Origin of the sequence: Helicobacter saguini, assembly GCF_000762875.2 — a bacterium.
Classification (GTDB): domain Bacteria; phylum Campylobacterota; class Campylobacteria; order Campylobacterales; family Helicobacteraceae; genus Helicobacter_A; species Helicobacter_A saguini.
The window spans coordinates 197237-222718 of sequence record NZ_JRMP02000001.1 but is presented as its reverse complement, the minus strand read 5'-3'; the positions used below and the strand labels follow the sequence as shown (position 1 = coordinate 222718).

The 25482-nt window shown below is 35.6% G+C and carries 18 protein-coding genes; 6 read left to right on the top strand and 12 right to left on the bottom strand.

Annotated elements, in window-relative coordinates; genetic code table 11:
* The first annotated feature begins 242 nt into the window (after positions 1-242).
* Positions 243-8900 carry a DNA-directed RNA polymerase subunit beta/beta' gene (locus LS64_RS00970; protein WP_034570816.1) on the top strand — a complete coding sequence of 2886 codons (8658 nt, stop codon included), beginning with the start codon at positions 243-245 and terminating at the stop codon, positions 8898-8900.
* Between the two features lie 152 nt (positions 8901-9052).
* Here LS64_RS00970 and LS64_RS00965 read toward each other — a convergent pair whose 3' ends face one another.
* Positions 9053-9724, bottom strand: a complete 672-nt coding sequence (locus LS64_RS00965; protein ID WP_034570819.1) for a winged helix-turn-helix domain-containing protein — start codon at positions 9722-9724, stop codon at positions 9053-9055.
* Between the two features lie 211 nt (positions 9725-9935).
* Positions 9936-10604 (bottom strand): tetratricopeptide repeat protein, encoded by a 669-nt coding sequence (locus tag LS64_RS00960; RefSeq protein ID WP_052062378.1) that lies wholly within the window; start codon positions 10602-10604, stop codon positions 9936-9938.
* Positions 10605-10779: 175 nt separating this feature from the next.
* Between LS64_RS00960 and LS64_RS00955 the strand changes: the two genes are divergently transcribed.
* Positions 10780-11877, top strand: a complete 1098-nt coding sequence (locus tag LS64_RS00955) for an NAD(P)-dependent alcohol dehydrogenase (RefSeq protein WP_034570821.1) — start codon at positions 10780-10782, stop codon at positions 11875-11877.
* Between the two features lie 159 nt (positions 11878-12036).
* Positions 12037-12495 carry a flagellar basal body rod protein FlgB gene (gene flgB / locus LS64_RS00950; protein WP_052062379.1) on the top strand — a complete coding sequence of 153 codons (459 nt, stop codon included), beginning with the start codon at positions 12037-12039 and terminating at the stop codon, positions 12493-12495.
* A gap of 173 nt (positions 12496-12668) precedes the next feature.
* Here flgB and LS64_RS00945 read toward each other — a convergent pair whose 3' ends face one another.
* The 9 genes from LS64_RS00945 to LS64_RS00910 form a co-directional block, all read right to left on the bottom strand.
* Positions 12669-15416, bottom strand: coding sequence for a beta strand repeat-containing protein (locus LS64_RS00945; RefSeq protein WP_118988421.1), 2748 nt, complete (start codon positions 15414-15416; stop codon positions 12669-12671).
* 413 nt (positions 15417-15829) lie between these two features.
* The gene (locus tag LS64_RS12240; protein ID WP_160662216.1) at positions 15830-15985 is read right to left on the bottom strand and encodes a hypothetical protein; all 156 of its coding nucleotides are present in this window, start codon (positions 15983-15985) and stop codon (positions 15830-15832) included.
* A gap of 101 nt (positions 15986-16086) precedes the next feature.
* Positions 16087-17052, bottom strand: coding sequence for a metallophosphoesterase (locus LS64_RS00940; RefSeq protein ID WP_052062380.1), 966 nt, complete (start codon positions 17050-17052; stop codon positions 16087-16089).
* 282 nt (positions 17053-17334) lie between these two features.
* Positions 17335-17670, bottom strand: coding sequence for a hypothetical protein (locus tag LS64_RS00935; protein ID WP_034570827.1), 336 nt, complete (start codon positions 17668-17670; stop codon positions 17335-17337).
* A 342-nt stretch (positions 17671-18012) separates the two neighbouring features.
* Positions 18013-18402 (bottom strand): hypothetical protein, encoded by a 390-nt coding sequence (locus tag LS64_RS00930; protein ID WP_034569734.1) that lies wholly within the window; start codon positions 18400-18402, stop codon positions 18013-18015.
* 184 nt (positions 18403-18586) lie between these two features.
* On the bottom strand, positions 18587-19021 hold the full coding sequence (locus LS64_RS00925) for a hypothetical protein (RefSeq protein WP_034570830.1): 435 nt from the start codon (positions 19019-19021) through the stop codon (positions 18587-18589).
* A 39-nt stretch (positions 19022-19060) separates the two neighbouring features.
* Positions 19061-19411, bottom strand: coding sequence for a TM2 domain-containing protein (locus LS64_RS00920; RefSeq protein WP_034570833.1), 351 nt, complete (start codon positions 19409-19411; stop codon positions 19061-19063).
* 10 nt (positions 19412-19421) lie between these two features.
* Positions 19422-19877, bottom strand: a complete 456-nt coding sequence (locus LS64_RS12705; RefSeq protein WP_034570836.1) for a hypothetical protein — start codon at positions 19875-19877, stop codon at positions 19422-19424.
* 238 nt (positions 19878-20115) lie between these two features.
* Positions 20116-20715 carry a hypothetical protein gene (locus LS64_RS00910; RefSeq protein WP_034570852.1) on the bottom strand — a complete coding sequence of 200 codons (600 nt, stop codon included), beginning with the start codon at positions 20713-20715 and terminating at the stop codon, positions 20116-20118.
* A gap of 620 nt (positions 20716-21335) precedes the next feature.
* Between LS64_RS00910 and LS64_RS00905 the strand changes: the two genes are divergently transcribed.
* The 3 genes from LS64_RS00905 to LS64_RS00895 all read left to right on the top strand — a co-directional run bounded on the left by LS64_RS00905 (position 21336) and on the right by LS64_RS00895 (position 22800).
* Positions 21336-21596, top strand: coding sequence for a hypothetical protein (locus LS64_RS00905; RefSeq protein ID WP_034569269.1), 261 nt, complete (start codon positions 21336-21338; stop codon positions 21594-21596).
* Between the two features lie 104 nt (positions 21597-21700).
* A complete protein-coding gene (locus LS64_RS00900) occupies positions 21701-21991 on the top strand; it encodes an SEL1-like repeat protein (RefSeq protein ID WP_034569267.1) in 291 nt (96 codons plus the stop codon).
* Positions 21992-22137: 146 nt separating this feature from the next.
* Positions 22138-22800: a RipA family octameric membrane protein gene (locus LS64_RS00895; protein ID WP_034569264.1), complete on the top strand. Its 663-nt coding sequence runs from the start codon at positions 22138-22140 to the stop codon at positions 22798-22800.
* A 1088-nt stretch (positions 22801-23888) separates the two neighbouring features.
* Here the strand turns inward: LS64_RS00895 and LS64_RS00890 are convergent.
* Positions 23889-25439, bottom strand: coding sequence for a flagellin A (locus tag LS64_RS00890; protein WP_118949020.1), 1551 nt, complete (start codon positions 25437-25439; stop codon positions 23889-23891).
* Positions 25440-25482: the final 43 nt, after the last annotated feature.

Sequence of the window (25482 nt, the reverse complement as noted above, 5' to 3'; positions counted from 1 at the left end):
TTTAAAGTCTTTAAAATTTAATGTAGATTTAGAATCTTAAATAAATTTAAACTAAGGTTTAGAATCTTTAAAAGTGATTTAGTTTTGCTCAAAATGGCTAAGGATATAGAATCTAGATTCTATAACATCGTTTTATAGATTGCTTTTTGACGTTTATAGGGCGTTTGAAATGATAAGGTTATAGAATCTAGTTACAAAAACGGCGTTATTTGAAATGAGATTAAGCAATGAAAGGGTAGTGTATGTCAAAGCAAGAATTGAGAAATGCAAGGATTAGGGCGAATTTTTCTAAACGTGATAGGGATTTGGAAGTTCCACATTTATTGATGTTGCAAAAGGCTAGTTATGATTCTTTCCTTTATTCTGTGGATGGTAAGGAGAGTGGGATTGAGCGGGTGTTAAAGTCGATTTTCCCTATACAAGATTCTGCTGGGCGCGTTACTTTAGAGTATGTAAGCTGTGAGTTTGGTAAGCAAAAATATACTATTAGTGAAACGATGGTGCGTGGGCTTACCTATGCGATACCTTTGAAAATAAAAGTGCGGCTAGTGCTATGGGATAGAGATGATAAGGGAGAGCAAGTTGGCGTAAAAGATATAAAAGAGCAGCACGTATTTGTGCGTGAGATTCCATTAATGACTGATAGGGTTAGCTTTATTATTAATGGCGTGGAGCGCGTTGTGGTGAATCAATTACATAGAAGCCCGGGCGTGATTTTTAAAGAAGAAGAATCTAATACTTCGGCAAATAAATTGATTTATACCGGACAAATTATCCCAAATATGGGTGCGTGGCTATATTTTGAGTATGATTCTAAAGATATAATGTATGTTAGAATCAATAAAAGACGTAAAATGCCTGTAACGATTCTTTTTAGAGCGTTAGGATATAGCAAACAGCAAATTATCCAAATGTTTTATCCTATTTTAGATGTAAATATTAAAAATGGAAAGTTTTTTGTGCCTTTTAATCCTAGCGATTTAGAAGGAAGCCTTGAGTATGACTTAGTCAATGATAAAGGGCAAGTGATTTTACCTAGCGGAAAAAGATTCAATAATAAAAGAATACGTGATTTAAAAGAGCAAGGGATAAGCTATGATAAGGTTGAATATCCAAGTGGGAATCTAAGTAGCTGTTATCTAGCTGAAGCAGTGACTAATAAAAAGGGCGAAGTAATTGTAGATATTTTAAGCCCACTAAATGAATCTAGCCTAAAAAAGATTCAAGAAAATGGCATAACTGATTTCAAAATCATAAATGATACCGCGCCAGGCTATGATAATAGCATTATTAATTCATTCTTAGCAGATATGGAATCTTTAAAGGCAATTAGGCAAACTGAAAAGATAGATGATGAAAATGACCTAGCTGCTATTAGAATCTATCGCGTTATGCGACCAGCTGAGCCTGTGACACGTGAAGTGGCAAAAAAGTTTATTGATACGCTATTCTTTGACCCAAGTCGCTATGACTTAACAGGTGTAGGGCGTATGAAAATGAATCATAAATTGAACTTGAATGTGCCAGAATATGTAACAGTGCTAACTTATAGCGATATAATTGAGACCGTGAAATATCTAATGCAAGTTAGAAATGGTAAAGGACGAATAGATGATAGAGACCATTTAGGTAATCGTAGGATTAGAGCTATCGGCGAATTATTAGCAAATGAATTGCACGCTGGATTAGTAAAAATGCAAAAGTCAATTAAGGATAAATTGACACAGCAAACATCATTTGAAAATGTAATGCCACATGACTTAATTAGCTCTAAGATGATAACTAGCACGATTATGGAATTTTTCGCAAGTGGGCAGTTATCGCAATTTATGGACCAAACTAATCCTTTGAGTGAAATTACGCATAAAAGGCGTTTATCTGCGTTAGGTGAGGGTGGTCTAGTAAAAGAGCGAGTAGGCTTTGAAGCGCGTGATGTGCATCCAACGCACTATGGCAGAATCTGTCCTATTGAAACACCTGAAGGGCAAAATATCGGTCTAATCAACACACTTTCAACATTTACACGTGTAAATGAGCTAGGCTTTATTGAAGCGCCATATAGAAAGGTTGTGAATAATAAAGTAACTGATGAAATAATATATCTAACCGCAACGCAAGAAGATGGTAAGGTAATAGCGCCCGCTAGCACGAAAGTAGATTCTAATGGAGTGATTGTTGAGAATCTAATTGAAACTCGTTGCGGTGGGGAAATATCGCTGCGTAAAAGAGAAGATGTGGAATTAATTGATTTAAGCCCTAGAATGTTACCGGGAATCGCTGCGGCATTAATTCCATTCTTAGAACACGATGATGCTAACAGGGCTTTGATGGGTTCAAATATGCAACGACAAGCAGTGCCATTATTGAAACCTGATGCGCCTATTGTTGGGACAGGTATTGAAAAAATTATAGCTAGAGATAGCTGGGAAGCAATCAAGGCTAAACAAAATGGAATTGTCGAAAAAGTCGATGGTAAAAATATCTATATTTTGGGTGAAAATGAGCATGGCGCATATATTGATAGCTATTCATTGCAAAAAAATATGCGGACAAATCAAAATACTAGCTTTACTCAACGCCCTATTGTAAAGGTTGGCGATAAGGTTAAAGAGGGACAAATAATCGCTGATGGTCCATCTATGGATAAAGGTGAGTTAGCACTTGGTAAAAATATAAGAGTTGCGTTTATGTCGTGGAATGGATATAACTTTGAAGATGCAATTGTAGTAAGTGAAAAATTGATAAAAGAAGACGCCTTTACAAGCGTTCATGTGTATGAAAAAGAAATCGAAGCTAGAGAATTGAAACATGGCGTAGAAGAAATTACTGCTGATATTCCAAATGTTAGAGAAGAAGAAATCGCGCATTTAGATGAAAGCGGCATTGTAAAAATAGGAACTTATGTTCATGGCGGTATGATTCTAGTGGGTAAAGTTACACCAAAAGGTGATGTGAAACCAAGCCCTGAAGAGCGACTACTTCGTGCTATCTTTGGTGAAAAAGCAGGACACGTGGTAAATAAATCGCTATATTGCCCACAAAGTATGGAAGGCTATGTGGTGGATGTAAAAATATTCACTAAAAAAGGGCAAGAAAAAGACGCACGGGCTAAAAAGGCGTATGATGATGAAAAGGCTAGTTTAGATATAGCTAACTATGAACGTTTAACTATGCTAAATAAAGAAGAAATGCTTAGAATCTCTTTTATGCTTTCAAAAGAAAAGCTAGTAGCGGATGCTAAAATCGGTGAGAAAAGCTATAAAAAAGGAAGCATTATTTCTAAAGAAGATTTAGAAAATATAAATCGCTTTGCATTTAATTCACTTATTAAAAGCTATCCAAAAGAGATTCAAAACAAATATGAGCAAATTAAGGCGAATTTCTTAGAGCAAAAAAGGATTTTAGGAGTTGAGCATGAAGAAAAACTATCTATCTTAGAAAAAGATGATATTTTGCCAAATGGTGTTGTGAAATTAGTCAAAATCTATATTGCTACAAAACGCAAACTTAAAGTTGGCGATAAAATGGCAGGACGACATGGGAATAAAGGTATTGTAAGCACGATTGTCCCAGCGGTTGATATGCCTTATACCCCTGATGGTGAGCCTGTGGATATTGTGCTAAATCCGCTAGGTGTGCCAAGTCGTATGAATATAGGGCAGATTCTAGAAGTGCATTTAGGCTTAGTTGGTAAGAATCTAGGGAAGCAATTAGAATCTATTTTGCAAAAACAGCAAGGGAAATATAGCAAAGATTTAAAACAAAAGCTAATTGACATTGCTAAAATTATCAATGAAGACCAAGATGTAATTAAGATTCTAGAATCTAGTAGTGAAGAAGAGATTCTAAACTATGCTAAAGACTGGGCTAAGGGCGTGAAATTTGCTATTCCTGTATTTGAATCTATATCTCAAGAAAAATTTGATAATTTATTTAAACTTGCTGGAATTGACTTAGATGGCAAAACTGAATTATACGATGGCAGAACAGGTGAAAAGATAAAAGAGAAAGTAAATGTCGGCTATATGTATATGCTAAAACTGCACCACTTAGTAGATGAAAAAGTGCATGCAAGAAGCACAGGACCTTACTCTCTTGTTACACAGCAGCCTGTTGGTGGTAAAGCACTATTTGGTGGGCAGCGATTTGGAGAAATGGAAGTATGGGCGTTAGAAGCTTACGGGGCAGCGCACACGCTAAAAGAAATGCTAACTATTAAAAGTGATGATGTAAATGGTCGCCGTGAAGCGTATGAAGCAATTACAAAAGGCTATCCTATAGGAGATTCTGCAATACCTGAAACTTTTTATGTTTTAACAAAAGAGTTGCAATCTTTAGCACTTGATGTAAATGTGTATGATGATAAGGATGATATTGAGCCTTTAAAAATTAGTGAAAATGAAAAGGAGAGACCAAAAGACTTTAACGCATTTCAAATCGTAGTCGCAAGTCCAGAGAAAATCCGCTCATGGAGTAGGGGAGAAGTTAAAAAGCCAGAGACAATTAACTATCGCACACTAAAACCTGAACGCGATGGATTATTTTGCACCAAAATCTTTGGACCTGTGAGAGATTATGAATGTCAATGTGGTAAGTATAAAAAGGGTCGCTATAAAGACGTGGTATGTGAAAAGTGTGGCGTAGAAGTAACCACTGCTAAAGTGCGACGTGTGCGAATGGGGCATATTGAATTAGTTACCCCTGTGGCACATATTTGGTATGTTAGTAGTTTGCCAAGTCGTATCGGCACACTTTTAGGCGTTAAAATGAAAGATTTAGAACGCGTATTATATTATGAAGCATATATCGTAAAAGAAGCAGGGGATGCGTATTATGATAATGAAATGACTAAAAAGGTTATGAAATATGACGTGCTAAATGAAGAGCAATATAATAATATCAATAGCAGATTCGAACTAGCCGGATTTAAAGCGCAAATGGGCGGTGAAGCGGTAAAAGATTTACTAGAAGAGCTAGATTTAGTTAGTTTATTGGAGAATCTAAAAGCTGATATTGCCCTAACTAATAGCGAAGCTAAGAAAAAGACTCTAATTAAACGTCTAAAAGTAGTAGAAGCCTTTTTAAATAGTGGTAATAAACCTGAATGGACTATGCTAACGGTGCTACCTGTATTGCCACCAGACTTGCGACCTTTAGTTGCCTTAGATGGTGGTAAGTTTGCTGTAAGTGATGTAAATGACTTATATCGCCGCGTTATTAATAGAAATCAACGTCTTAAAAGATTGCTTGAACTTGACGCGCCAGAAATTATTGTGCGAAATGAAAAGCGAATGTTGCAAGAAGCAGTCGATGCGTTATTTGATAATGGACGAAATTCAAATGCGGTTAAGGGAGCTAATAAACGTCCGCTTAAATCACTAAGTGAAATCATTAAAGGTAAGCAAGGACGATTTAGACAGAATCTACTTGGTAAAAGAGTTGATTTTAGCGGACGAAGCGTAATTGTCGTTGGACCAAATTTAAAAATGGACCAGTGCGGATTGCCTAAAAGTATGGCTATTGAGCTATTCAAACCACACTTATTAGCCAAACTAGAAGAAAAAGGCTATGCAAAAACCATTAAACAAGCCAAAAAAATGATAGACCAAAAGTCAAATGAAGTTTGGGAATGTTTGCAAGAAGTAATTGAAGGCTATCCTATTATGCTAAATCGTGCGCCAACGTTGCATAAGCAATCAATACAAGCTTTCCATCCAAAACTAATTGATGGCAAGGCGATACAACTTCATCCGCTTGTGTGTTCGGCATTTAACGCTGACTTTGATGGCGACCAAATGGCTGTGCATATTCCTTTGACTAAAGAAGCGATTGCTGAGTGTAAGATTCTAATGCTAAGCTCTATGAATATCCTTTTGCCAGCTAGTGGTAAGCCTGTAGCAGTGCCTAGCCAAGATATGGTTTTAGGGCTTTATTATCTAAGTTTAGAAAAGCAAGGCTCAAAAGGAGAGCATAAACTTTTCTCAAACTTTAATGAAATAGCGATGGCTATGGAGTTTGGCACATTAGATATAAATGCAAGTATTCGCGTTGTAGTGGATAAACACATCATTACGACTACTGCGGGGCGAATGGTGTTAAAGTCAATCTTGCCTGATTTTGTCCCTACGCATTTGTGGAATCGCGTTATGAAAAAGAAAGATATTTCAAATCTAATTGATTGCGTTTATAAAGAAGGTGGCGTTGGAATCTCCGCGTCTTTCTTAGATGATTTAAAAAATCTAGGCTTTAAATACGCTACAAAAGCAGGTGTATCAATTTCAGCCGCGGATATTATCATACCTAAATCTAAGGCAAAAATGATAGAAGAGGCTAAAGAAAAGGTTCGCGAGATTCAAATGCAAGCGGAAAATGGTGCATTAACAATGCAAGAGAGATACAATAAAATCATTGATATTTGGACTGAAGTAAATAATAATATGGCAAAAGAGATGATGGAAATTGTAGAGAAAGACAAAGGCGGATTTAATAGCATTTATATGATGGCAGATTCTGGAGCGCGTGGTAGTGCGACACAAATTAGGCAGTTAGCTGCAATGCGTGGGTTGATGGCTAAGCCAGATGGTAGCATTATTGAAACGCCCATTATTTCTAACTTTAAAGAGGGCTTAAATGTGCTAGAATACTTTACATCTACACATGGTGCACGTAAAGGTTTAGCGGATACTGCGTTAAAAACTGCAAACGCTGGTTATCTAACTAGAAAACTAATAGATGTTAGTCAAAATGTGAAAATCACAATGGAAGACTGCGGCACACACGAGGGCGTAGAAATCACTGATATATCTGTTGGTAATGAAATGATAGAGCCATTAGCTGAACGCGTAGTAGGACGAGTTACTGCAGCTGAAGTCTATGACCCTATCACACGTGAAGTGCTAGTGCATGAGGGCAAACTAATAAATGAAGAGATAGCAGAGCAGATAAAAAGTGCAGGTGTGCGAAGTGTTAGCATAAGAACGCCTGTAACATGCAAAGCATTAAAAGGAATCTGTGCTAAATGCTATGGACTAAATCTAGGCGAGGGTAAAATGAGCGTAGCAGGTGATGCTGTAGGTGTAATTGCCGCACAAAGTATCGGTGAGCCAGGAACGCAGCTTACACTAAGAACTTTCCACGTAGGTGGGACAGCAAGTCGTAGCCAAGAGGAAAATCAAGTCATTGCAAATAAAGAAGGCTTTATTAGATATTACAACGTGCATACATACAAAAATCGCGAGGGTAAAAATATCATTTCAAACCGCCGCAATGCCTCAGTATTGCTAGTTGAGCCTAAGATAAAAGCGCCATTTGATGGGACATTAGAAGTGGTTACAACGCATGATAAGATTATCCTAAAATTAAAGGGAGCAGATTCTAAAAACTTTAAAGAATATGAAGTAAATAAGAGCGACATTGCTACGCAAAGAGAACTTGCCGGCGTGATAGGGAAAATCGAAGGGAAATTATACATCCCACATACAACAGGCTACAAGGTCAAAAATGGCGGTAGCATTGTTGATATGATAAAAGAGGGGTGGAATATCCCAAATAGGATTCCTTATGCGAGTGAATTGCACATTAATGATAATGAGCCTGTTAGCCAAGACATTCACGCAAATGCCGATGGTATCGTAAAATACTATCGCCTTGTAAGCGATGAGCTAGAGCGTTACAAAGATGTAAGCAAGGGAATGGTTGTTAAGGAAAAAGGCTTATTTGCGGTCATTGCAGATTCTGATGATAGGGAAGCAGCAAGGCATTATATAGCGCGTGGCAGTAAGATTGAGATTAAAGATAATGAAAAGGTTACAAAAACTAGCAAGTTAGCAAGTAAAGGCAGTAGCAAAGATACCCTTGTAGCTAGCTGGGATGCCTATAACACGCTAGTGATAGCCGACATCGCAGGTAAGGTAAGCTATAAAGATATAATCGCAGGGACAACCGTGATAGAAAAAGAAGATGACAAAACGCATATAAAATCGCTAAGTGTGCAAGAGTATATCCCAGCCGGATATAAACCAGCATTGATAATTACAGAATCTAATGGCAAAGAGCATACATATAACCTTGAGCCAAAGAGCGTGATTTTGGTTAGCGATGGTGAAAAAGTCGAACTTGCCGATGTTTTAGCCAAAGTGCCAAAGGCTACGATTAAGTCAAAAGATATTACAGGTGGTCTGCCAAGAGTTAGTGAGCTATTCGAAGCAAGAAAGCCAAAAGATAGGGCAATCTTGGCTGAAATCGATGGCTATGTTAGCTTTGGCAAGGCTATTCGTGGTAAGGAGCGAATTATCATTACCGCTGATGATGGGCGAAGTAGTGAATACTTAGTCGATAAGAGTAAGCAGATTCTAGTGCGTGATGGCGAGTTTGTCCATGCGGGTGAAATGCTAAGTGATGGCGTGATGGGTAGCGATGATATATTGCGTATCAATGGGGAAAAGGAATTGCATAAATTTATCGTTAGCGAAGTCCAGCAGGTTTATCGCCGACAAGGTGTTAGCATCGCTGATAAGCATATTGAGATTATCGTGTCTCAAATGTTGCGTCAAGTTAGAATCTTAGATAGCGGCGATACGAAGTTTATACAAGGCGACTTAGTTAGCAAACGCCATTTTAGAGAAGAAAATGAGAAAATGCTTCGCACTGGTCGCGCCCCAGCGATTGCCGAGCCTGTATTGCTAGGTATCACAAGAGCTGCTATTAGTAGTGATTCTATAATCTCAGCGGCTAGTTTCCAAGAGACTACAAAAGTATTGACCGAAGCTAGTATATCTGCGAAAAAAGATTACCTAGAAGACCTAAAAGAAAATGTGGTATTAGGGCGTATGATACCTGTTGGCACAGGCTTATACAAAAACAAAAAGATTCTAATCCGCCACAACAAAGACGCCATATAGAATCCACCCCAGATTCTATAAAACTTTAAGGATTCTGTAAATAAATATAGAATCTAAAATTAATTTTTAGCTATTTTCCTTTTTATCTATTCTTACCCTTACAACCCTTAAAGGTCGAAAAATATGTTTAGAATCTAGATTCTATAAAGTTTCTACTCCGCGACCTTGTATCCCACGCCGCGAATAGTTTTAATATATTTGCCCGTATCGCCTAGCTTCGTTCTTAGTGTGTTGATATGCACATCCACGGTTCGCGTTTGAAACTCACTACCCCAGATAGAATCAAGCAGCTGCTCGCGCGTAAAAACAAGATTTGGCTTTGATAAAAATAGCTCGAGCAACTCAAACTCCTTAAAAGTAAGGCTAACAGGCTCATTTGCGACACTTACCGTGTGCGTTTTAGGATTTAGCACGACTTCCTTGAAACTATACTCATCCGCAGCCAGCGCGTTATTTCGCCGCAGCACTGCATTCACACGCGCCAAGAGTTCCAGCACGCCAAAGGGCTTTGTGATATAGTCATCCGCGCCGCCATCAAGCCCATTGACCTTGTCAATCTCGCTATTTTTCGCGGTAAGCATAATGACAGGAATGTCGCGTGTGTGGGACTTTTGCTTTAGCTTTTTAAGCGTGTCAATGCCACTAATTTGCGGCAGCCCAACATCAAGCAGGATAAGCTTTGGCAAGTCCTTGCTATCAAGCTTATTTAGCTCATTTAGCATCTCTAGCGGATTGTCAAAACCCTTACTAGCAAGGTCTTTGGTGCTAAGCGTGTATTGAATCAGCTCTCTTAAGTCATTCTCATCATCGACTACAAATATCATAACTTTCCCCTTTAAAACTTAGGATTTATAGAATCTAATAAATCTATGTGTTATATATTTAAGATTCTATAACTTTGTCATAAATGACTAGATTCTATCTTACATTGCCCTAACACTCGACTAATAAATGTAATCTTTATGTCATAAATCACAATCATTAAGTTTTTTTTAAGGTTTGTGTGATTTAAGATAAAATATAGAATCTAAAATACTAAAAGCTTTTTATATATAACCCACGTTGTTTTTGCAAAGATGGCATTTGTATATTTGTAAAATCTTTAAGAGCATTACACCCAGCATTTAAACCCAAATCACAAGCTTTATCAAAGTAATATTTTGCTTTGCTTTTGTTACTATTTTGTGTATTTTTAGCATATAAAACGGCGAGATTATAACAAGATTTCGAGTAAAATAAATCACAGGAAATCTTAAAACTTTGCATTGCAAGATTCTCATTATCAAGTTTTTTAGCATACAAAAGCCCTAAATTATGACAAGATAAAACATCATTAAATTTACATCCATCATTGTAGTAAGCCTTAGCATTATTTATATTGTTAAGATTTTCAAAGGCAATACCTAAATTTTTACACGCACTTAAAACACGCGATAGACACGCTTTTTTAAGATATTCAATAGCTAATTCATCTTTATTTGTGGCAATTAACACTTCACCAATCAAAGCACACTCATGGATTTCACATTCATTGACACTTCTAACTCCAGCATTTAAAAGTTTTTCACAAGCTTTACTATCATTATTCACACAATTTCTTAACTCACTAAAAGCATTAATAGATTCTATATGTATAGAATCTTTACTGACATTTTTGGCAAACAAAATATTACACAACAACATTAAAATTATAATATTACGCAAATCAATTCCTTTTATTTATAGTGTCACAAATTCTACTTTAATCTAGCTATATTATCGTAATTTCTATAATTTATAGAATCTAGATTCTATATTTTCCTAAAATTTTATTCAACCCCATTGACTTATAGTTGCTCTAATGATTTATAATTACAAAATCAAAATCTAAGGAGACAATATGCTACTAAGTGAGAATCTAAACGAAGCAAAAAGCGGGAAACGCATTAGCGCGAAGGGCTTTGCGGTGCAAAATAAGGACGATACTTTTAAGCCATTTAGCTTTAGCCGACACGCGATGGGCGAACGCGATGTGCTAATTGAGATTATGTATGCTGGGATTTGCCATAGCGACATTCACTCGGCGCGTAGTGAGTGGCATCCGGGCATTTATCCTATGGTGCCTGGGCATGAAATCGCTGGACGTGTGGTTGCTGTGGGTGATAAAGTTAGCAAGTTTAAAGTGGGCGACTACGCAGGGGTCGGCTGTATGGTAAATAGCTGTGGTGAGTGCCGTGCGTGCCGCGAAAGTATGGAGCAGTTTTGCGAAAATGGGAAGCTTGTTTTTACCTATGACTGCAAGGACTGCTTTCACAATGATGAGCCAACCTACGGCGGTTATAGTAATAATATCGTGGTAAATGAGCATTTTGCCCTAAAAGTCCCGCAAAATGCGCCGATGGAAAAGGTCGCGCCGCTGCTTTGCGCTGGGATTACGACTTATTCGCCTTTGAAATTTAGCAAGGTTAGCAAGGGGATGAATGTTGGCATTGCGGGATTTGGCGGGCTTGGCGTTATGGCGTTAAAGTATGCGAAGCTTTTTGGCGCGGAAGCAAGCGTCTTTGCGCGTAATCGCAATAAGGAAAAGGACGCTTTGGCGTTGGGTGCGAAAAATCTTTATACGATTGACAAGTTAGATTCTATAAAAGAGCGGTTTGACTTTATCATTAGCACGATTCCTACGCGATATGACCCGATGCGGTATGTGAATTTGCTGCGGTATGGCGGGGATTTGGCGATTGTTGGATTGCCCCCGGAGAACGCTACGATAAAAACTGATATGACGCGTCTAGTCTTTAGTGCGAATCGCCGTGTGTATGGGAGTTTGATAGGTGGCATTAAGGAGACGCAAGAAATGCTTGACTTTAGTTTGCAACATGGAATCTATCCAGAGATTGAGATGATAAGCCCTAATGATATAAATATGGCGTATTCAAATCTAACCGATGGCAAAGCAAAATTCCGCTATGTGGTGGATATGAGTAAGCTGGAGATATAGAATCTAGATTTAGAAATGTCATTATAAGAATTTGCTTTAATGATTATGTGGTAGTTTATTGATGTTATTGTGTAGCTTAAAAATCTTTTGATAGAATCTAAATTTTTAGCGGAACTATATTTGCTTTTAAATCGTTATGAAAGTATTAAGGAGAATACGATGGAGAGTTTTGCAAAGGCGTTAGGCACATCATTTGAGACATCTAAGGCGCATAAGCTTGTGTATGAGGCGCTCGATTATCGCTCGTTGCGTCAAGATTTGATTTCTAGCAATATGGCGAATGTCGATACGCCGCAGTATCGCCCTAAGGATGTGCATTTTGAGGATATGCTAGCGGAGAAAACCGCGCAGGTGTTTGAGAATAAAAATAAAAGCAAGGTGTTGAAACTAGCTCAAGTTAAACCGCAGCATTTGCCAGGCTTAATCCCTGATAGGCTCACTGGCTCGATATTTTTCCGTGATGGGCATTTGGCTAGGAATGACGGCAATAGCGTGGATTTGGATGTGGAAACTAGCGAAATGGGTAAAAACTCTGTGATGTATCAAGCCCTAACTTCCGCCCTTAAAAAGCACAAAGGCATTTTCGCCTACGCCTTAGAATCTGGTAAGAATCTATAATTTAGATTCTATGATATATTAAATTTTTTTAGCTTATATATTACTTATTATAGAATTTAAGATTCTATCTCTTTATTTCTTGACAATTAAAATGTGTGGATTTTACACGAGAATTGCTGACAACAACAGCTTATTTGATGAGCTAAGTAGATTATAGTATAGAATCTAAGATTCTAAAACTGCATACCCGCCCCCAAATTTATATTATGTGTTTGAATGGTAGCACTAAATTCCCCTAAATAGCTTAGATTAATAGAAGCATTCCCAGCTATTTTAACCCCCACACCAGCACTTGCTATCCCAACTAGACTATCAAGTGTGGTTGTAGCACGGAAGGTGTCATTTACTACTCTATCAGGCAGCGTTATTGTATTAGTAAAGCTATTACCTGCTAGTGCGTATCTCACGCCTCCCTTAATTGTTGGATAGATTCCTATATTTCCTATGCCAATCTCTTTTGTGTATCGTAGTTGAGCTAGTAGATATAGCGGAGTTACATTTGTTGGTTTTATCACTTGATTATTACTTGCTTGTTCAAAATTTAAATAAGACAATTCAGGCATTGCAAGGAATTGCTGCATAAGACCTAGCTCAGGTGTAAAATATCCAAAGTTAGTAGGCATATCAACCCCCGCTAATACGCTACCACTAAAACCACCAACCAAGCCATTAGCCTCTCTTGTAACATCTCCTATAGGCGTTAGCGAATAGCTATTAAACGACACCATACCATTAAGCTGAACTTTTACAAATGGCACTATAGCAAGAGCACCCATATTAAATTGCGCAAAAGGTATCTTAGTATAACCACCTACCATTATACTAGCACCTTGTGCTCGCATTTGCTCTCCTTGCTTGCCACTTGCTTGGGATTCTACAGCTAAATGTAAGCCTAGTAAGACACCATTACTAAAATTCTTAGCAGCTCCGCCAATAAAGCCATAAGATAAAGCGTTAGTGGCATTAAATCCACTAGGGCTAATGCTAGATGTAGAAAAATATGGAGTTACAAATCCTAGCCATGATTTATTTCGCATATTGTGCATTGCCATAGAATCTAATGTGCTATTATTAACATCACTTCTAGCTTCTAGATTCTCTAATGTGCGTAATTGTGCTAATTTTATTTCTTTTTTGTATGACATTCCATAGTAATTTTCTCTAGGATATGGGACATTACCCATTTCACCTGTAGCAATAGAATCAAATACACCATCAATAATACTTTGTGTTCTTACTATTTGTGTATTCATACTAGCAGCACTTTGTATTACACCTAATGAACTCATAGATTTATTAGCAGCCACGGTAACACGCATTAGTATTTCATTATTAGATGTGTAGAAATTTAAATCATATATGTTTTGTGAAGTGGTTATATGATTTCCATTTAAAGTAGTTGTTGTCCCATCATAATTTTGCAGTTTTGCACCATTTGTTCCAGCTCCACTTATAAAATTAGCTAATTTATAATCTGTATCTACTGCTACATTGCTACCCATATTTAGTAAAAATGCGTTGTTAGAAGCGATTTGTATAGTAGCATTACTTTTAGTTCCGGTTATTCCTAGTAAGCCATTCGTGTCATAGTCACTTAGAGAGCCTAAGGTAACCGCATAGTTTTGACCTAGCTTGGCAGTGCTTGCTGCTGTAAAGTTTAAAGATTTTATAATACCAGAGTTTGCAATATCTACTACTGCAGATGCCGTGCCAAATTTTATCTCATTTATACTGCCATTACTATAATTTGTTATAGCATTTCCATTTTTTACTTCCACTACACTATTTATATTTCCACTATTAATAAGAGTTAACTTATTATCACCAGCTGTAATATTAGTGGATATATTTCCATTATTTGTGATATTTAATAAACCAGCACCACCTGTTATAGCACCTGTTATACTCCCATTATTTATAATAGTTATATTACCACTATTGCCTACAATATTATTAGATATACTACCAAAATTTTCAATTTTTAGTGCAGAAGTATTACCATTTATTGCTCCTTGTATATTTCCTGTATTATTAATTGTAGTGGTTTTAGTAGCACCGGTGCTAGCATTTATGGCTTGAGTTATATTCCCAGCGTTTGTTATGGTTAGATTCCCACCAGCACCTGTAATAGTAGTATTTATATTACCACCATTATTGTTTGTAATGCTTACATCCCCAGCTGCAGCTGTAATGGCTGCACTGAGCGTTCCTGAGTTTATAATGTTTAGTTTAGAATCTTTTCCTGTGATAGTTCCGCTTATTGTGCCTGTGTTATTAATTGTGGTGGTTTTAGTAGCACCACCAGTGCTAGCATTTATGGCTTGAGTTATATTCCCAGCGTTTGTTATGGTTAGATTCCCACCAGCACCTGTAATAGTAGTATTTATATTACCACCATTATTGTTTGTAATGCTTACATCCCCAGCTGCAGCAGTAATAGCTGCACTTAGCGTTCCTGAGTTTATAATGTTTAGTTTAGAATCTTTTCCTGTGATAGTTCCGTTTATTGTGCCTGTGTTTTCTATTGTGGTGGTAGATGTACTCCCAGTTGATGCTTCGATAGCATTTTTTATTTCAGCTGTCGGGGCATTTGCCGTTGTCGCTGTGATATTTTTAATAGTTAGGTTTCCACTTCCACCTACGATTTTTTTACTAGTTCCACTTATTGTATTAGAGTTTGTTATACTTAGACTCCCAGTGCCACCTTGTATGTCTTCGCTTATTGTGCCTTCATTTGTTATAGTCATATTGCCAGCTAAGCCTGTGATTTTACCGCTTAAGGTTCCACCTGTATAATTTGTAATCTCAGTAGCATTTTGTGTGCTACCATCAATAGCTCCAAGTGTCCCGGTATTATATACACGTAAGGTGCCAGTTCCACCTGTTATCTTTCCACTTATAGTCGCTTTGGTAGCATTCATTATAGTGAGAGCACCACTTTTAGCTGTGATAGTTCCAATTATGGTTGAGTTTTCACCATTAGTAATAGACATATTCCCAGCAGCAGCTTCTATATTACCACCGATTTTAGCAGTATTAGCAGTATCAGTTGTTATATTATTAATGATTGTTGAAGTGGTATTAGTATTACTTTGAAACTTTATGCCACCCGAAAAATCTTTATTGTTGTTTGTGATAGTAGCTTGTGTTACACTATTTTGTATTGTAATGTTTTTATTTTGGATTAAACCACCAGAGCCAGATTCTATAGTAAGATTTGCATTTGGGGAGTGACTTAGAGTTACATCTCCTATTTTTCCGCCTGTTGTAACATTATTAGATTCATCAGTTAAATCTTTAGTGTTAGTACTTACATCTGTACTTATTGTTTCAGCTAGGAGAGTATTACCCCCCCCCCCGCAATCATTAGACTAGCAATAAAGCTAATGTTTGCTAAGGTCTTTTTTGTTAAAAAGTAGCATTTTGTCTGTCCGCTTGTCTCTTGTCTGTCCTTAGCATTTAGCCCTGTTGTTGTATGTGGATTTACCATATATTCTCCTTAAAATTAGTATCGACATTATATCATAAAAAAAAAAAAACAAAAAAATATTTATAGAATCTTGTTTGTCATAGAATCTATAAATATTGATATTACAAAAGTTGTAATATTTCGCAGTTTTGCAGAGTGAAATATTTTTTGTGGAAATATTGAGAAGATAAGGAATTATAGTGGATTGTAATTGTTTTTTTAGAATCTTTTTTAAAATCTTTTTTAAAATCTTTTTTAAAATCTTGGCTTTGGTTTTTATTTGAGTCTTTGTTTGAATCTTGGTTTGGGTTTTTGTTTAAATCTTGCGAGCTAGATTCTATATTTTGTTGTGAATTATTAGAATCTAGCGTAATTGTTTGGCTTAGATTTTGCCCTAAGTGAAAATGTCCTTCGATAATGCAAAAGTTTATGCTTTCTTTAGAATCTATCTGCGTTTTTAGAATCTTTTCAATAATAAAAGTTCTATATTTACTAATTCTATCCTGCATAAAGTTAGTAAAATCATTTCTAAAATATGAAAATTCTTTAACTTTTCGCTTTGAGATTCTATGTGAAAAACGCCTGTAAAATTTACCAAAAGTTATAGAATCTAAAACTTTATAGCAAAAAAGTAAGATTTTAGAATCTAAAAACAACCGATAAAAATCATACATCGGGCTAATCCATTTATCGCCATGAGCCAAAATACAAATATTATTTTGATAATCACGCAAGATGATAGGCTGCTTTTTATAGCTAAAAATTCTAATATTTGAAACTTTTTGTGAATTAGATTCTATAAAATTCATAAATGCCGCAGTTAAGCCAAAATCATGATTTCCCTCCACATAAATAATCTCATTTGTAAAACTCATTTTATAAAGCAAATCTAAAAGCTCAAAATTTTCATTTACGCTAGATTTCACACTACCCACAAGCAGATGAAAAATATCGCCCATAAGGAAAATCTGCACTCCCTTTGGAATCTTTTTTAAAAATTCTAAAAGACTAGAATCTCCCCGTCTAAAATGCGCATCCGCCACAAAAATCGCCCCCTTTTTAATAATTAAATCATTGAGAATAGTCATCTAAAATCTTTTCATAAAAACTTGAGAATAAAATCTAGATTCTACAACATAAATATAAAAATATTTTAGCATTTGGCTAGATAATTTATACTAGATAATCTTTAATAGTTTTTTAGGAATCTCTCCTTAGATTCCCATTTTAGAATTTAAAATCCTAAACATAGTTTAAGTGTAGATTCTATTCAAAGACCCATACTAACGCAAGGGAGAAGGGGAAGAAAAGGTTAAAGCCTTGCCTAAGATTCCATAAAATATAGAATCTGTATGGTTAGATTCTAAGATTTAATGCAGGATTTCCACATAGACCATATTGTCGCTTGTGTGCTGGGCGGTGTAATCAATAAATTCTTTATTTGTTTCCTTGCCATCGGTTACTTTTACTTCGACTTTGCAGGTTATTTTTTGTGCCTTTTCATCGCTTGAGTTTGTCATAAAGCCGCTGTAAGAAACACTTATCTTATCTGCAAATTCTTGTCCATGCCATGTCTTTGCCTCATCTTTTATCATTTTTGTTAGCAGCTGCTTTACCTCATCATCATCACAACTAGGCATAGAGCTACACCCTACAAACGCCGCCACGCACGCACTTAATATAACGCCTTTAAACCACTTTACCATAAATTATCCTTTAAAATTTTAGTAGTAAATATAAATATTTACCCTTAGAAATCTTTTAATGGAATCTAAAAGACTTTTAAGGATAAAGATTTTATCCATCACTCAAAAAGGGTGGTGAGCGGCGTTAGGCAATTTACAAAACAAAATATAGAATCTAAACACACTTTTTTAACAAAACTTAGAATCTAAGATTCTATAAATTCGTTTTGAACATAACCTAACGCCTATCCACCACCCTTTTTGAGTGACATATAGAATCTAGATTCTATACTTTTCCTAACGCCCACGCACCCCTTTTTAATGAATAATAACACCCTTTAAGGTTGAAAAATATTTTAAAATCTAGCGGTCTATTTGCTCTATTTCTATCTTACCATCGCTTAATTTTGACGCACCAAATTTCACATTAAGTGAAATCCCACCGCCACCATACATTTTTTGCATTTCAGCATCATTACCTATGTATCCCATCGTAATTTTTACTTGACAAATGTTTTTATCACTTTCACTTGATAATGTCTTATAATTTGAAAAATTAAGCGTTATATCATCGAATTTCTTATCATTACTCATTTTTTTCATATTTTCTTGATACTTTTGAGTGTGTTGTGTCTCAAATGTCTTTTTTACCTCCGCATCATCACAGGCAATAGGCTCACCACCGCCGCTACACCCTACAAATGCCACCACGCACGCACTTAACACCACGCCTTTAACAACCAACTTAATCATACTTTTCCTTTATATTTGAGTGGTGAAATATTCACCCTTAGAAATCTTTTATAGAATCTAAAAGACTTTTAAGGATAAAGATTTTATCCATCACTCAAAAAGGGTGGTGGGTGGGCAATTAGGCAATTTGCAAAGCAAAATATAGAATCTAGATTCTATAATCCCTGCAAAAAAGCAAAACAATTTATTGCTGTATCACTTCTATATGCACACCGCCATCATCTGTGCGATACGCAAAAAATTGTGATGTAACATTTACAAAACCATAATTAAGCTCCTTAAACCACGGATGATTTCCTGTGTATTCCATCCTTACCCTGCATTTACATTTTACTTTTTTGCCATTATCATCTTTAGATTCTGTAATAAAGTTATCAAATATAAATTGCACTTTATCAAACTCATCATTCATCCATCCCCAGCCTTGCCTTTCTACTTCGCGTTTTTGTGCTTCTAAGCCTTGTTTCATACCTTCTTTAATATGCAAGTTTAAAGCATCTTTTACTTCTTGGCTATTACACTCAAGGCTTTTTACGCTCACTTTCTCACTATCGCTTTTATTCTCACCACAGCCAACTAAAAAAGCCAAAAGCAAAGAGATTAACAAACATTTTTTCATGCAATTCCTTTAAGTTATAGAATCTAGATTCTAAAGCCACTATTTCAAACACTGAATGCTTTGCATTATCTTATTTAAATTATCCTTTTTTATCCCTTTCCACACTAAGAAAAAGTCTATAAAGCACCACACGCCCAAAGTTAGCCAACTCAAACAAAGCTTTGCAATGCCCAAGCCTATATCGCCTTTATAGAATCTATCCACACCAAAAATGCCCCATAAAAGCCCAAAGACAAGCCCTAAAATCGGGCTTTTTAATGGAATGGCACTTAGACTTGCTATTTTATCATCGCTAATATTTTCTAAGCTTTGCTGCAGCGTTAAAACGCTCTCACTAGGCACTTTATCCTGCCACACATTCATTAAAACCGCTATATTTCCACTTTCCATAACTTTCTCCTTATTTCACACTTGTGATTATTTCTTGCACTTTTTGCAAGTTTATATTGCGTAGCTTTTTACCCACTAAGAATAAATCCGCTACCCACCATATAAACACAGCCAACCCAAACACAATAGCTAGCACAGAAGCTCCAAGCATAGCATGAGCGTCATCTTGATAAGCTTCCACCGCACCACCAAGCAACACATAAATAATAAGCAGTGCAAGTCGCACACCACCTATAATATTATCACCTATCATAAAGCGACCTACGCCTAGATTCCCAAATAAAAAGCTGCCTAGCCAAAAAACTTTTGTAGGACTTTTTAGATTAGCAATAGTGATTTTTTGCATAACTTCGCTTAGTTGCTTATCATTTAAGGCTTTTAGCTCGTTATTTAGCGTTTGCATTATTAGCGGATTATCTTTTGGGAGCTTATCATTTAGCATCATTAATATAGCACTTGAATCCATTTAATACCTTTAATTTGAAATTGAAAATTAAAAGTATAATGATATATATATATATATATATATAAGCTTAAAGTTAGCTAAAAGTTAGCTTAAATTTATAAAAAGTGACAGAATCTTGTGGAATATTGATTTATTTTTCAATCTTTTTGGGAATTTTGTGTAATTTATTTTAACTTATTGCGGTGCTTTGAATCTCTAAAATCAAAGTTTTGGTTAGGTTTGTGAGATTCTATGTTTTTTAGATTCTATCATTTGCCCTTTGTGCGAATATATAGATTGCGTTGTGGATAAAGTCTAGGATTTTATAAATGCTAAGGATTATGTTTGTGAATTTTGGTTTTAGGATATTTTCGTAGTGGAAGATTCTGTTGCGAAAAAGGCGTATGTGGTTTAATCTTGTCCAAATTATTTTACGATTAATTAATATAGTAGTTTTGGGTGGCAAGTTTGGAAAAATTTCTTTTATTAAGCTAAAACGCATAATTTGTTTGTATGATTCGCTAAATAGCGAAGTCCAAAAGCCAAAGGTTAGCTCGGCTATAAGTTTGTCTTTGGTTAAAATTTCTTTTCTTGATAGAATCTTTTCTTTTGCTTTTTTGATACGCATAATTTGAATATTATCTAAAAAGTCAATTTCATCAAAAAGCCAGTCTTTGCCATTTTTATTAAAATGCTTGGAAAATACCATATCTATCGAGTTTCTAAGCGAGACTTCAAGCAAGGCTAGTGGAATGTAGCAGCTTTTGCTAACTTGCAGATTTTCATTATAAGATTCTATATTTTTAAAAGTAGCAAAACGCGCGTTACTTAGGTATTGTGTGATTATTTCTTGCTGCAAAATATTGCCTTTTTGTTTAAAATGATTTAAGATTCTATCATATTTTGTGTTATAATTTCTCTGTGATATCTCATAAGCCCTTATGCTAGACATAAGGCTGAGATGGTAGGATTTAGATTTAGAATCTAGCCTACAAATGATACTTACGGATACTTTTAATCTTTCAAATTTTATAATCTTTTTTATGTGGAACTTCGTAGTTGTAGTGAATAACTTATTTTAACTTATTGCGATGTTTTGATTCTAATCTCTAACTCCGTCCATAGATTAGATAGGAATCTCTCCTTAGATTCCCATTTTAGAATTTAAAATCCTAAATATAGTTTAAGCGTAGATTCTATAATCTATGAAATCTTTATGATTTTATAAAAGATTCTATATTTTTACCACTGCAAGAATTAGTAAAATGTTACTTTTTGTTATATTTTTTCAAAAAATATATGAAATTTGCAAAAACCCCCTTGACAAAGCTTTTTTTTTTTTTTGTATGCTTGAAAAATATTAAATCTCAAAGGAGAAAAGATGAAAAGGTTAGTTTTAGGAATGGCGGTGAGTTTTGGGTTAATAAGTGGCTTAGGCGCGTTAAATGCTGCTGAGTTAAAATGTAATATAAGGAAGCGGTGTTTGCGCTTGCATTAGAGTATTTTTATGGACTTGATGGTGCTCCAGAAACATTCATAAATAAACTTAAACAAAAAGGTAAGGTTATGAGTGGCGGAGGAAACGTTGAACCTGAGTTGAGTGATGACTATATAAGTCTTGATGGTGGCGCAGAAGAGTTATATAACTTTAAACTGATAAAACATGATAAAAAAATAATAGTGCAATTTGCGAGGCTGTATATAGCATTGCAGCAGGTGAAACTCCTAATAAGAAAGTGAAATTTTCTATACAAAAAGATTCTAAGGGAAATTTGACTGCTAGAGTCTTAAAATAGATTCTATATTTTTTCTGCTTTAAAATGTTAGTTTTCAAAGGATGTAAAATGTTTAGTAATGTTGGTTTAGATTCTAAGATTTATAGAATCTTTTTTGTGGTTTTTTGTTTTATGGGCTTTGCGGGTGTGCTAAATGCGATAGACCCAGTTACTGAAAGGTTTATTGCAAAATATGATAGAGAATGCAATGAGAAAAAAGCTGAAAGCTGTGCTACTCTTGGTCAGTTATATACTTATGGTGATGAAAAAGCTGGTATTAAGCCAAGTGAGCAAAAGATGGTATTATATTATACTAAGGCTTGTGATATGGTAATATTTATGAGATTTGTGCTGAATTAGGGAATTTTATTATTATGTTATAATTGTAGGGCAAGATAAAGATAAAGGAAAGAGCATTTTAACAAAATTGTGTGATGAAAAAGTAGGCTCTGCGAGTTTTACGATTCGCATGATTAGAATCTAATTTTAAATTTTAAGGGTGGAAAATGAGCGATAATAAAGACACAAAAGATTCTAACAATATATTAAAAGTAAAGTGTGATTCTGCAGATTATGAATTAGAAGTGTGGAAGCGGCTTTGGGCTAGTAGAGATTTTGAACTTCAGCATTTTTGGCAACGTTCTATATTTTTAACTGCGTTTTTAGTGCTTGGTTTTACTGCGTATGGTAGTTTTCAGGGCGTTTTTCTTGGTAAGTTTTTTGAAAATAAAATAGTTTTAGATTCTAAAGAATTTGTAATTTGTAATCTTATTTCTATATTTTTGTGTTGTGTTAATGCTGTTTTATCTATGTTATGGATAATGATGACAAAGGGCAGCAAAAATGCGTATGAAGTTTATGAGAATGCTTTAGAATCTATTCTTATACCTTATGCGTTGAAAAGAGCAAATGTGAAATTAAATTCTAGTAATGTATCTAAAAGTCCTTGCATTCTTAAACTAAACGCATATAGATATTCTGTTAGTAAAATCAATATATTTTTAGGAGTTTTTAGTTTATTTATTTTTAGTTTGTTGGGCGGTTTTCATTTTGTTTTAATGCTTGAATGTAGTGTTAATAGCATTGCAATTGCCGCAGTTGTTGTATTTATTGTTGATTTTATATTATTTTGTTTTTTAAAGGAAAAATTAACAGGTGGTAAAAATTAAAAATTACATTTTTAGAATCTAATTTAAAAAATATTTAAACTTATATTTTGAAATTTATAAAACTATGTGGGATTATTTTAACTTATTGCGATGTTTTGATTCTAATCTCTAACTCCGTCCATAGATTAGATAGGAATCTCTCCTTAGATTCCCATTTTAGAATCAAAACCCTAAAAGCAATAAAAGGAGAAAAGACAAACATAAAACTAAACCTGTTTTTAAGTGCGTTGATTCTATGTTGTCATTGCGAGTGTAACGAAGCAATCCACTTTATAAGGATAGATTGCCACACTGCGTTCGCAATGACAAAGATGTTGCTCACCCCAAGATGTTAAAAGATGTATTCAAATTCTTCGTAAAAATTACAAAGATAGAATCTAACACTTAAAATAAAAAGAACATTTCGCTTTAATATAAAATCTTTGTAACAAGATTCTATAAAAGCTCCCCCGCAACTTAGAATCTACGTCATTGCAAGTGTAACGAAGCAATCCATTTTTAAGGATAGATTGCCACACTGCGTTCGCAATGACAAATCAAAAAGATTCTAAAGGCAGAATAAATATTTCTATCTATTCTAAGCCCTGCCACCCCTTAAGGTGAGAATCTAAGATTCTAAGAAAACATAGAATCTAAATCCTAAAAAAGATTAGATTCTAAAAAGGCGAAAAGATTCTATAAATCCTAATCGCCCACCCACCACCCTTTTTTGAGTAGTAGGACGCCCACCACCCTTTTGAGTAGTGGAAAGCCCACCGCTCCATTTAGAGAAGTGGATAAAATATAGAATCTAAAAAAAGATTCTATAAAAGGATGGGAAAACCCTTTATAATCTAAAAAGATTCTAAAAGGTTATAGAATCTAGATTCTAAAAATCTAAGATTCTAAGAAAACATAGAATCTAAAAAAGATTCTATAAAGCGAAAAGATTCTATAAATCCTATCGCCCACCCACCACCCTTTTTTGAGTAGTGGAAAGCCCATTACCCTTTTAAAAGTAATGGATAGAATCTAAAAAGATTCTAATGGCAGGATAAATATTTCTATCTATTCCCACCCGACCACCCTTAAGGTGATACTACATTAGACTACTGAAGTAGTCTAATAATATGTTGTTGCACCGCATTTGCTTGGCTCATCGCAAAGCTACCACTTTGAGCTAGTATGTTTAGCTTGTTAAAGTTAGCAGACTCTTGAGCGAAATCCACTTCTCTAATTTGACTTTCAGCCGCTTTAACATTCACTTGTGTTACAGAGATGTTATTAACGGTTGAAATCATTTGACCTTGCACCGAACCTAAGTCAGCGCGGATTCTATCTAGAATCTTAGTAGCACTCTCAGCTATATCCATAACAACCATCGCACCGCGAAGCGTCATAACACCAGCGCCCAAGTCCGCACCACCACTAGCGACAACCGCATTGAAGTTCGCACCAACAGATGATTTAACATCTTTATTAAACGCACCCATAGTATCCCGCAAATTCACAACGGTTTTAGCCACTTGGTCGTTTGTAAAGCCTAGCTCTTTATACAAGCCCTTAGCATTACTTGCAGACATTACCACGATGTCTCTAGAATCTAGTCGCACAAGGCTCAAGCGTCCATAGTTTTCACTACCTTTACCTTCTAGCTTTTGTCCGCCATTTAAAGATTCTACCGCCATTTTTGGCACTTTACCATTTTGCCCTTTTTCGTTTTTGCCGACAGATATTTTGATACCGCGACCATCGACACTTCGCAAGTTCAAGCGACCTTTTTCATCAGTAAAGGCTTCAACACCTGTTTGGTTTTGCACAGCGTTGAATGCTTGCACCAACCTACCATCGCTATCACCAGCCTTAATATCGTTAATATCACCCAAAGTCAAGCCATTAATAACGACATTAGATAAAGTCCCACTAGCTACCATTTTATCACTTGTAGAGATAACATTTGCTACCGCACGGATACCAGATTTATCAGAGCTTTTGTTGATAACTTCTGCTAAAACCCCGATACCTGTTCCTACCGTAGTAGAAATCTTAACGCTTTGCAATTGCACATCGTTAATACCATCCACATTTTTAAATGTGATTCTAACGGTATTAGACGCAGTTATCAAACCACCTGTTGATACGCGCACTTGACCGATTTTATCACTTGTAGTAGCACCGATTGACGCCTTAATTGATTCGTTTGAATACGCACCAACTTGGAATTCTTTATTAGTAAAAGCACCACTTAATAGTTTTTGACCGTTAAATGATGTAGTGTTACCTATCATATCCAAACCTTGAATAAGTCGCACAATGTCGCTTTGAATAGCGCGTCTTGATTCGCTTGTTTGCCCATCTTGTGCTGCTTGAACCGCTTTCACTTTAATAGTGTCAAGGATTTTTAGCTGCTCATCCATCGCTTTATCCGCGATTTGAATGATACCCATCGCATCGTTAGTGTTAGCAATCGCTTGTCCTAACGCACTCGCTTGACTTCTTAAACTATCCGCGATAATCATACCAGAAGCATCATCTGCTGCCTTATTGATTCTCAAACCTGAACTAAGTTTCTCCAAAGAATCTTTGATATTCCTTTGAGTAACAACCGCATTGACATGTGCGTTTAACGCATTTATGTTAGTATTTGCTTGGAAAGCCATTTTAATCTCCTTAAATTTACCTCTAAGTTTCTTGTCTTGTTGA

Bases quoted from the DNA above. Each gene is read 5' to 3' on its own strand.
- LS64_RS00965 (WP_034570819.1), bottom strand. From the start codon at position 9,724: ATGATATTTGTAGTCGATGATGAGAATGACTTAAGAGAGCTGATTCAA.
- LS64_RS00930 (WP_034569734.1), bottom strand. From the start codon at position 18,402: ATGATTAAGTTGGTTGTTAAAGGCGTGGTGTTAAGTGCGTGCGTGGTG.
- LS64_RS12705 (WP_034570836.1), bottom strand. From the start codon at position 19,877: ATGGATTCAAGTGCTATATTAATGATGCTAAATGATAAGCTCCCAAAA.
- LS64_RS00935 (WP_034570827.1), bottom strand. From the start codon at position 17,670: ATGGTAAAGTGGTTTAAAGGCGTTATATTAAGTGCGTGCGTGGCGGCG.
- LS64_RS00970 (WP_034570816.1), top strand. From the start codon at position 243: ATGTCAAAGCAAGAATTGAGAAATGCAAGGATTAGGGCGAATTTTTCT.
- LS64_RS12240 (WP_160662216.1), bottom strand. From the start codon at position 15,985: ATGGTAAATCCACATACAACAACAGGGCTAAATGCTAAGGACAGACAA.
- LS64_RS00945 (WP_118988421.1), bottom strand. From the start codon at position 15,416: ATGAATGCTACCAAAGCGACTATAAGTGGAAAGATAACAGGTGGAACT.
- LS64_RS00890 (WP_118949020.1), bottom strand. From the start codon at position 25,439: ATGGCTTTCCAAGCAAATACTAACATAAATGCGTTAAACGCACATGTC.
- LS64_RS00900 (WP_034569267.1), top strand. From the start codon at position 21,701: ATGTTTAGTAATGTTGGTTTAGATTCTAAGATTTATAGAATCTTTTTT.
- LS64_RS00925 (WP_034570830.1), bottom strand. From the start codon at position 19,021: ATGAAAAAATGTTTGTTAATCTCTTTGCTTTTGGCTTTTTTAGTTGGC.
- LS64_RS00940 (WP_052062380.1), bottom strand. From the start codon at position 17,052: ATGACTATTCTCAATGATTTAATTATTAAAAAGGGGGCGATTTTTGTG.
- LS64_RS00920 (WP_034570833.1), bottom strand. From the start codon at position 19,411: ATGGAAAGTGGAAATATAGCGGTTTTAATGAATGTGTGGCAGGATAAA.
- flgB (WP_052062379.1), top strand. From the start codon at position 12,037: ATGGAGAGTTTTGCAAAGGCGTTAGGCACATCATTTGAGACATCTAAG.
- LS64_RS00955 (WP_034570821.1), top strand. From the start codon at position 10,780: ATGCTACTAAGTGAGAATCTAAACGAAGCAAAAAGCGGGAAACGCATT.
- LS64_RS00895 (WP_034569264.1), top strand. From the start codon at position 22,138: ATGAGCGATAATAAAGACACAAAAGATTCTAACAATATATTAAAAGTA.